7 protein-coding genes and 2 pseudogenes are annotated in these 6,715 nt (G+C 67.8%); 7 read left to right on the forward strand and 2 right to left on the reverse strand.

Features of this window, described 5'->3' with window-relative positions:
- Positions 1–501, reverse strand: a pseudogene (locus EQG76_RS09905) (PA0069 family radical SAM protein); the annotation flags it as partial.
- 61 nt (positions 502–562) lie between these two features.
- Positions 563–1,003: an MmcB family DNA repair protein gene (locus EQG76_RS09910; protein WP_255476502.1), complete on the reverse strand. Its 441-nt coding sequence runs from the start codon at positions 1,001–1,003 to the stop codon at positions 563–565.
- Positions 1,004–1,325: 322 nt separating this feature from the next.
- Between EQG76_RS09910 and EQG76_RS09915 the strand changes: the two genes are divergently transcribed.
- The 7 genes and pseudogenes from EQG76_RS09915 to EQG76_RS09945 form a co-directional block, all read left to right on the forward strand.
- Positions 1,326–1,472 carry a hypothetical protein gene (locus tag EQG76_RS09915; RefSeq protein ID WP_159712927.1) on the forward strand — a complete coding sequence of 49 codons (147 nt, stop codon included), beginning with the start codon at positions 1,326–1,328 and terminating at the stop codon, positions 1,470–1,472.
- 16 nt (positions 1,473–1,488) lie between these two features.
- A pseudogene (locus EQG76_RS33370) lies at positions 1,489–1,837 on the forward strand (hypothetical protein).
- 112 nt (positions 1,838–1,949) lie between these two features.
- Positions 1,950–2,780, forward strand: a complete 831-nt coding sequence (locus EQG76_RS09925; protein ID WP_159712929.1) for a hypothetical protein — start codon at positions 1,950–1,952, stop codon at positions 2,778–2,780.
- 52 nt (positions 2,781–2,832) lie between these two features.
- Positions 2,833–4,443 carry an AAA family ATPase gene (locus EQG76_RS09930; protein WP_159712931.1) on the forward strand — a complete coding sequence of 537 codons (1,611 nt, stop codon included), beginning with the start codon at positions 2,833–2,835 and terminating at the stop codon, positions 4,441–4,443.
- 315 nt (positions 4,444–4,758) lie between these two features.
- Complete coding sequence (locus EQG76_RS09935) at positions 4,759–5,040, forward strand: hypothetical protein (protein ID WP_159712933.1); 282 nt, start codon at positions 4,759–4,761, stop codon at positions 5,038–5,040.
- Positions 5,041–5,099: 59 nt separating this feature from the next.
- A complete protein-coding gene (locus EQG76_RS09940) occupies positions 5,100–5,615 on the forward strand; it encodes a hypothetical protein (RefSeq protein WP_159712935.1) in 516 nt (171 codons plus the stop codon).
- On the forward strand, positions 5,608–6,715 hold a 1,108-nt coding region (locus EQG76_RS09945; RefSeq protein WP_200840701.1), incomplete at its 3' end, for a terminase gpA endonuclease subunit. The genes EQG76_RS09940 and EQG76_RS09945, both read left to right, overlap by 8 nt.

The following is a 6,715-nucleotide window of genomic DNA, read 5'->3' on the forward strand; positions in this document are numbered from 1 at the left end:
CGCCGACTTGGTGACGATGCCCACCGGATGGCGCGCCTCCAGCAGAACTTCGAGGACCGAGCGAGTGATCCGCAGGCGCCGCTCCACCGGCTGGTAGGGGTCGGTGGCGGCACCCAGTGCGATCGGCCGGGCGACATAGCCGGGGCGCGCCAACTCCCGGCGCAGCACGGCAGCGGCATCTTCCTTGGCGAAGATCCGCGTCTCGAAGTCCAGGCCGGAGGAAAGCCCCAGGAAGGCATGCCAGGGCCGGGCATAGCAGTAGATGCAGCCATGCTCGCAGCCCCGATATGGGTTGATCGAGGCATCGAAGCCGATATCGGGCGACTGGTTGTAGGTGATCAGGGAGCCCGTGCGGTCCGGCCGGACCTCGGTACGCGGCCCCACCTGAGCCAGCAGTTCCGCCAGGGTGTCCCAGCCGTCATCCGCCAGCGCAGCGGCATGCCGCTCGAAGCGGCCTGGCGGGTTGAGGGTGGCGCCGCGGCCTTTGTGCACCTGCTGCATGCATAGAACATAACAGGAACATTCAGCACCGGCAACAGCGGCTGCCTTCTGGAGAGGGGTGTCAGGTGGACGGCTCGACTGCCTCCACGCCCAGGCTGCGCAGGGCGGCCAGCCGGGCGAACCTCAACTGCAGGACCCGGCGTCGCGCTGCTGCCAGAGTGAATGGCTGGAGCGGCCGGATCTCCTCCGCGTCATAGGCGTCCGCCACCAGCACGCCCGGCTCCGGCGGCAGGAGGTCCAGCGGGAAGTCGGCGGCGACCGCGAAGCCAAACCGGTCACAGAACTCGGCGTAGGCGCGCCATTTGTGATCGGTCAGGTAGTCGGCCGCGCAGGACTTGATCTCGATGATGGTGATCCGGCCGTCCTGGCCCAGCGCCATGATGTCGGCCCGCCGTCCGTTGGGGAGCGGCACTTCGAGGATCGGCGCCATGCCTGCCTGGACCAGATAGCGGACCACGCCGCGCACCACTGCGCGGGTCACTTCCGGCCGACTCGCCGGCACCTGCGGATATGGCTGAACGTCCCCGTTCTGGACGGGACAGGCTTCGGCGGCTGGGTGCGGCAACGATTTATTAACTCCGGTGGGCGATGTTCGTGCCTAGAGCCGATCCCTGGCCCAGGCAAGGGCGGCTCCACACCCTACCCGGGACACCTGCCTTGCCATCGGCTCCACCCGTGATTGCATTGCCACAGCATCCCCGCAACCATGCTCCACTGTTCCTACTGTGTGACGGCGGTCACAGCCAAACCCGGCCGATCTTTGGCATCATTCAAGGCATGACGGCTGTCCGGCCAGAGGTGCCGCCCGTCCTTGGAGTATGGGAATGATCCCGTTGCCCGGCCGTATCTGCCTGCTGGTGCTGGCCATGGTCCTGACCTTCGGCCTGCTGCTGGACCGGCCCCGCCCGCTGGCGGTGCAGCCGCCCAGCCACCTGCCGGCGGTGATGGACCACCTCCCCCAGCGTCTCTGAGAACGCCCGCCGCGCGCTGGTGGTGCCGGGCAGCAGCCTGGGCCTGAATACGGCGCAGACGCCGGGCATGGACCGGGCAGCCGTGATCAGCTTCGCCCGGGTGGGAGCGAAGAAGCTCTGGGCCGGCACGGATGCGCGAGGGTGAGCGGCTGGAGTTCACCACATAGGCGGGCCGGGGCGACTTCATCCACTTGCGACCGTTCGTGCCGCACCAGGAGATCAGCGCCAGCGACATCGAGCTTCTGGAATGGGTACTGGTGCGCAACGATCAGGAGGCGGTGGTGGTCAAGCTGGACATGCCCGTTGCCGAGCAGCCTGAAACAGTGGCCTGGGTCGACCCGATCCACAAGGGACCGGGTGGCTGAACGACACCGGGCGCCACCGCGCGATCGTCAGCCCGACTGAGCGCCAACGAGGCCACGAGCCGCCCGGCAGCCAATCCGGTGCCGCACCGGCCGAACCCGAGGAAAGCGACCGTTGCTCGATCGACCTCGTCGTAACCGGGTGACCCCCTTCGGGACGATCGAGGCATCGCTGCATCGCGGCCGCTATCTCGGCAATCGCGGCGATCTTCACATGGCGGACGGCACTCTCGGGCGGAGCTGGCGCGTCTGGCGCTGGATCACCTGCACCCTGCAGGGCAGGAACGGCTATCGCGTCACCTTCGACAGGCGTGGTTGCTACTATCCTCTGTTCTTCGCCGACGAGGCGGTGGCGCTGGCGGCCGGGCACCGTCCATGCGCGCAATGCCGCCGCGCCGACTTCCTGCGCTTTCGCGCGAGCCGGCGGCAGGCCCATGGCCTCCCGGCCGACCAGTTCGTTTCTGCCGACGAGATCGACCGGGCACTGCACCCGGCCCGCATCGATCGAAATGGCCACCAGGTCGCGCACGCTGTACCGCTGGGCGACCTTCCGGAAGGAATGTTCGTCACCCTCACCGACGCTCCGGAGGTGCCGTTCCTCCTCTGGGAAGGCAGCCTCCATCCCTGGATCCACCAGGGCTATGCAGTGCCCCATACGGCTCGTCCCGACGCGATGGCCCGGGTGCTGACACCCCTGCCCACCGTGTCGACGCTGCGCGCGAGCTATCGCCGCTGCTGGATGTCCTGCCGGCAGGCGGAGCGGCGCCCTTTTCCGAGGCAGTGCCACAGGCCATGCCGTTCTGATCTGCGGATCAGCGCCCGCACGCTGCGCGAGACCCGCGGCTGGTGGTCTGGACGGGACTGGGAGGTGGTGGGCGCGACAGGGATCGAACCTGTGACCCCTACGATGTCAACGGGGCGTTTCTCTAAGGTTTCCAAGGACTAAGGCCAACTGCCTTGTAGGCTGTTCGACGCTCGCGGACAAGGAAAACCGCGAGATGCTTAACGAAGACGTAACAGCTCCAGCTGAGGTTCTTCCCTTCCGCCTGGGCACCGAGCAGCAGCTTGCCCGGCTGCGCAAGCAGAAGGCGGAGATCGAGTTCGATCTGTTGGGGCAGATCCTGGCCCGTTGGCTGGACGATGATCGGCCGCGCCTGGGCGGTGCGGCACCTGGCGACTTCGGCGTGCCGATCTATTCGGCCATTGCTCAGGTCCTCGCCCATCTGGAGCAGGTAGGCGGGCAGCCGGCCGATCTGGCAGCCGAGCTGGCCGGTGACAGCCGGTTCCGGCCGGACGATGTCCGCAAGACGCTACGCCGCGCGATCGAGGAAGGAGCGGAGAACCCGTTCGGCAAACCCACTGACCTCGTGCGCAAGCTGCGGGAGATCAACGCCCGCTTCGCCGCGCAGGAGCGGGCAGCCGAGCTGGCCGAGAAGGCGCTCGACCTGAGCGTCACGCCTCAGGAGCTGATCGGCTGGCACACCGACCAGTGCGCACGTCTGCGGGGGCTTGCCACCGCCGGTGCTTCCCGGTTCGGCTTGACCGCAGGTGACAGCCTGCAGCCGGACCTATCCATGCCCGAGCTGATCCGCGGCCTCCTGCCGGCGGCCGGCAAGACGCTCCTGTTCGGTGCCAGCAACACCGGCAAGTCGTTCGCGGCCGTCGACATGGCCTTCCGGATCGCCGCGGGCATGGAGTGGCATGGGCGCCGGACCGAGCCGGGCGCGGTGCTCTATCTCGCGGCCGAGAACCCGGAGAGCATCCGGCGCCGCATCTATGGCTGGTCTATCCGTCACCAGATCAAGATCCCCGACCGGCTGATGGTCGCTTCAAGGCCGGGCTCGCTCCTGGACCGGGAGAACGTCGCGGCGCTGCTCGACGAATGCCGGCGCATCCGTGCCGAGCTGGGCGAGCCGATCCGCCTGGTGGTGATCGACACGCTCGCCATGATGATGCCGGGCGGCGACGAGAACAGCGCCGAAGACATGGGCCAGGCGATCGCTGCCTGCGACGAGCTGGCGGCGGTGACCGGCGGGATGATCCTGGTGATCCACCATGCTGGCAAGGATGAGGCGCGCGGTGCCCGTGGCTGGTCGGGTCTCAAGGCGGCGATGGACGTCGAGCTGGAGGCGACCGAGGGCAAGCTGTTCGTCACCAAGAACCGGGACGGCATCCGGCACGTCGAGTTCAACTACGAGATGGAGACCGTCGAGCTGGGCACCAACGCCTATGACGAGACGGTCACCACCCTGGTGCCGCGCCATGGCGACACCGTCCAGAAGGGCGCTCGCAAGGAGAGCGGACCACGCCGGAAGCGGGAACTGCCGCCAGCGGCGAGGATCGCGCTGGATGCGCTCAAGACCGTCATTGCTCGGGAAGGCCGGACACAGCCGGACAGTTCGCTGCCGCCAGTTGTCCCGTCCGGTGTCCTGGCTGTCCGGCAGACCAACTGGAAGGACCAGTTCGATCGAGGCCGTCCGGAAGGTCTTAAGGACGACACCCTCTACAAGAGGTGGGCGCGAGGAATTGAGTATCTTCAGGCACATGGCGTACAGGTGAAGGATGGCTGGGCATGGATCGAGCGAGGGCGGAGTGACGATCATGCCTGACCCCCGGATACTTCCCAGATCCACTTATCTGTCCGAAACTGTCCGTCTATCTGTCCGAAATGTCCGAACTGTCCGGACTGGTCAGGGGCACCGCGGCGACCCGGGGCCGGACAGACGGACAGTTGGGACACCCCCTAAAGGGGGTGGTCCCCGCAACTGTCCGTCTGTCCGGCTGGTCCCCGGGTCGCTCCGCGAGCTTGCCCGGCGGGTTGTCCGTCTGCCTGCAGCTGGGCGTCTTGGCCCTGAGGCGGTCGCAGTCGAGCGGGATGGCATCGCCGAGGATCTGTGCGAGCTGGCAACCCTGTTGGAGCGAGCATGACGACGGACGCTTTCCAGGCCGCCTGTGCGCCCGCCGACCTGGACGCCGCCACCAAGCTCGACCGGCTACGTGCGGCTGCCATCGCAGAGGCGCAGGGCGGTAGCTGCTGCGGCCGCCGCCAGCTCCTGCGGCGAGCCGAGCTATGGGCGCTCTCGACGCTGCACTGCGACGCCGCCCTGCCCTTCCGCACGGCCAGGCGGGAGGCCCGGCGCTTCCGTGACAGCCTGGACATGGCCCTCGCGGGTCCTCCTGGCGCCCAAGACAAATGGGTCGGCTAACCGCTTGAGTTGCCTAGTGTCCGACCTTCGGTGTGGTTGAGTTACTGTCGGGATTTAAGATGTTGAATTCTCAACTATTTCCCGATCTTGAGACTGATCCGAACCTGATCAGCAAGTCCGAGTTCGCGGAAGCGATCGGGGTGCACAAGACCCGCGTCTCGCAGCTGATCAAGCTGGGCCTGCCGGTCGAACCGGATGGTCGGGTCCACCTGGAGCGCGCCCGCGCCTGGGTGGACAGCCATGTCGCCAAGCGGGCACCGCGGGTGGATGCCGAGCAGAAGGCCCGCCTGGAGAGCAAGCGCCAGATCGATGCGCACAAGGCCAAGCTCCTGGAGCTGGACGTCGAGCAACGCACCGGCGCCCTGGTCAACAAGCGCCTGGCAGAAGATGCGTTCTTCCGCTGGGTGCGTGGCGAGCGCGACGCGTGGATGTCTTGGGTCGCCCGGATCGCGCCGACCATGGCCGGCGAGCTGGGGATCGACCAGGCGCTCGCCTTCCAGGCACTGGACCGCCTGGTGCGCGAGCACCTGGAAGAGCTGGCCCGGGCACCGATGGAGCCGCTGGCCCATGCTTGAGCAAGCCGACCAGGTCGAGCAGTGGGTGGGCGAGATCTGCCGGCGGGCGATCGCCCCGGCACCGATGCTGACGGTCGCGCAGTGGGCCGATCGCTACCGCATCCTGCCGCCGACCAGCGCTGAGCCTGGCCCATGGCGCACCGAGCGCCTGCCCTTCCTGCGCGAGATCATGGACGCCATGACGCCCAGCTCGCCGGTCGAGCGGGTGGTGGTCATGAAGTCCGCGCAGGTCGGCTGCACCGAGGCGCTGCTGAACCTGATCGGCTTTGCCATCCACCACGTGCCGAGCAACATCCTCCTGGTAATGCCCAGCACCGAGATGATCCGCCGGAACACGCCGACCCGGATCGATCCCTTCATCGATTCTACGCCGGTCCTGCGCGAGCGGGTGGTGCCATTCCGCTCGCGCGATCCGGGCAACACGGCGGCACGCAAGGCCTTCCGTGGTGGCGAGCTGCTGATGGTCGGTGCGAACAGCCCGGCCGCGTTCCGCTCGATCCCGGCCCGGTTCATCCTGCTGGATGAGGTGGACAGCTACCCGGGCGACGTCGGCGGCGAAGGCGATCCGGTGGCACTCGCCAGCCGTGCGGCGATGACCTTCCGCGGCCGGCGCAAGATCGTGCTGGTGAGCACGCCGACGATTGCCGGTTTCTCGCGGATCGAGCGAGCATTCCTGGAGGGCGATCAGCGCCGGCTGCTGTCGCCCTGCGTTCACTGTGCCGAGCCGTTCGAGATGCGCTTCGAGCACGTCACCTGGCCGGAAGGACGCCGCGAGCTCGCCCAGCTCACCTGCCCGCATTGCGGCTGCGGGATCGAGGATCACCAGCGCCTGGCGATGCTCGGCAAGAGCTTCTGGAAGGCGACCGCGGAGGGCGACGGCCGCACCGCCAGCTTCGCGATCGGTGGCCTTGCCAGCCCCTTCACCGATGCGCGCGAGCTGGCGATCGAGCACGGCCAGGCGTATCGCGACCCCGCCCGGTTGAAGACCTTCAAGAACATCCGCCTGGGTGAGCTGTGGACCGAGGATGCCGAGCCGGTGCCGGCTGCCGCGGCCTTCCTTGCTCGCCTCGAGGAGTGGGGCGAGCGTCTGCCAGCCGGCG

The sequence above is a fragment of the Geminicoccus flavidas genome (assembly GCF_009806515.1).
GTDB classification, from domain to species: Bacteria; Pseudomonadota; Alphaproteobacteria; order Geminicoccales; family Geminicoccaceae; genus Geminicoccus; species Geminicoccus flavidus.